Annotated in this window: 3 protein-coding genes; 2 read left to right on the top strand and 1 reads right to left on the bottom strand. The window is 74.1% G+C overall.

Annotation, left to right across the window (positions count from 1 at the left end; genetic code table 11):
- The first annotated feature begins 187 nt into the window (after positions 1 to 187).
- Positions 188 to 481, top strand: coding sequence for a hypothetical protein (locus ABZ641_RS35810; RefSeq protein ID WP_359988619.1), 294 nt, complete (start codon positions 188 to 190; stop codon positions 479 to 481).
- A 26-nt stretch (positions 482 to 507) separates the two neighbouring features.
- Here the strand turns inward: ABZ641_RS35810 and ABZ641_RS35805 are convergent, their stop codons facing one another.
- Positions 508 to 1,068 carry a hypothetical protein gene (locus tag ABZ641_RS35805; protein WP_359988617.1) on the bottom strand — a complete coding sequence of 187 codons (561 nt, stop codon included), beginning with the start codon at positions 1,066 to 1,068 and terminating at the stop codon, positions 508 to 510.
- Positions 1,069 to 1,172: 104 nt separating this feature from the next.
- Between ABZ641_RS35805 and ABZ641_RS35800 the strand changes: the two genes are divergently transcribed.
- Positions 1,173 to 1,673 carry an FBP domain-containing protein gene (locus tag ABZ641_RS35800; RefSeq protein ID WP_344622925.1) on the top strand — a complete coding sequence of 167 codons (501 nt, stop codon included), beginning with the start codon at positions 1,173 to 1,175 and terminating at the stop codon, positions 1,671 to 1,673.
- Positions 1,674 to 1,818 lie beyond the last annotated feature (145 nt).

Genomic DNA, 1,818 nt, shown 5'->3' with positions numbered 1-1,818 from the left:
CCACGCGTGGCGCGTGGCGCCCGGCGCGTCGGTCGGGATGCGGCCGGGGTGCGCCCGAGGGCGAGGAGTCAGACATTCTGGTGGAAACCGCCTGCCGACTCTGGCGTTCGTGCACGCACCAGGCTGATAATCAGAGCGAAATCAGGCGCTCCGGCTGCGCCTGTCCGGCCAAGGGGCAGTGAGAATCATGGACGAGCTCGGTCGGGTCGGATGGTTGACCGTCGGTGTCGCCGGCATGGCGCTGGCGGGAACCGCCCGTGCCGTGAGCCAGGCGGGCCGCATCGCGCGCGGCCTGCTGCAGTCGCCCCCGGCGGAGACCGACGGCGCCCCGGCGGCGGGCGGCCCGGACGCGCAGGCCGACGGCGGACCGGGCGGATGGATCCTGCTCGCCGCCCTGCTCCTGGCCGCCGGCGCCGCCTATCACGCCGTGACCGGAGCCGAAGCGGTGGTGAAGGAGATCCTGCACGGCCCGGCCCGCTGACCGGCCGCGCCAACGCGACACCGCCGTCACGTACGGCTCGGAGGCCGAACGCCGTCGTCCCCGTCGGGCAGGTGCGGGTCGGGGGCCGGGCACTCGCGGTGCGAGAGGCCCCAGACGTTGACCTTGTCGAGGATCAGATCGGCGAGCGGCGGGGAGTCGTAGCTCTCCCGGTCCGTGAAGGTGAAGCTCACCCGCACGTCCTCGGCCGGTTCGGTCACCAGGGAACGCTGGTCGGGGAGGCCCGGGTACTCCACGGTCCCCCACCGGCAGCCCGCCCCGACGAGCGCGGCCGTCAGGTGCGACTCGGTGATGCGGGAGTCGACGGTACGCGGCCCGGCGGGGCCGGGGATCTCCAGTTCCCGGTGCCAGGCCGGGACGATCATCGAGTCCACCCGGCGACAGCGGCAGACGGCCAACTGGATGCTGCCGTAGCCGAACCACCGGGGCCAGCGCTCCTGCGAGTACACCCGGCCGCCGGCCCCCGGCTCGCCGTACACCGCCGCCAGGTCCCCGAGCGCGGCACCGTAGTGCAGTGCACCCAGCCGTCCCGTTCCGGCCAGGACGGCCAGTTCCCCCACCAAGTCCATGCGGTCGATCATCGCACCTCTCCGGCGGGCCACCGTACGGGGTGACGTCCGGTGGGCGGAAATTCGGGCGACGTCCCGGTCGGCGGGTCGTTAGCGTGCGGCACATGCGTGCGCTGAGCGACTCCGAGATCCGCGGATCCTTCGTCAACTGCTCGAAGGGCGAGGCCCGTCGGCTGCCGGTGCCCCGCGACCTGGCCGGCCTGCCCTGGCCGGACCTGGACTTCCTCGGCTGGCGGGACGGCGGCGCACCCGACCGGGCCTACCTGGTCGCCGACCGGGCGGACGGTCCGGTCGGCATCACCCTGCGGGTGCCGACGGGCCCGCGCCGCAGTCTGACCCGCACCAACGTGTGCTCGCTCTGCATCACCTCGCACGCCGGTTCCGGGGTGGCGCTGCTGGCTGCCCGCCGGGCCGGCGAGGCCGGCCGGGAGGGCAACACGGTCGGCACCTACGTCTGCGCCGACCTGGCCTGCTCGCTGTACGTCCGCGGCCTGAGGAAGTCCGCCCTGGTGACCCGGCCCGACGAGTCACTGCCGTTGGAGGAGCAGATCGCCCGGCTGACGGGGCGCCTGGACGATTTCCTCACGAAGGTGCTCGCGAGCTGACCGGGGCCCGTCCGGACCTCCGTGGCCGCCGGGCGTCACCAGCCGCCCTCGAACAGCGCGAGCAGTGCCGGGGCGGCGTCCGAGGCGGTGGCCGTGTTGGCCACGGCCACCACGGAGACGAGCAGTGCCGAGCAGCCGGCCAGCA

Origin of the sequence: Kitasatospora sp. NPDC007106 (assembly GCF_040634455.1) — a bacterium.
Taxonomy (GTDB): domain Bacteria; phylum Actinomycetota; class Actinomycetes; order Streptomycetales; family Streptomycetaceae; genus Kitasatospora; species Kitasatospora arboriphila.
Note: the sequence above shows the minus strand (reverse complement) of the source record. Positions and strands in the feature narration are given on the sequence as shown.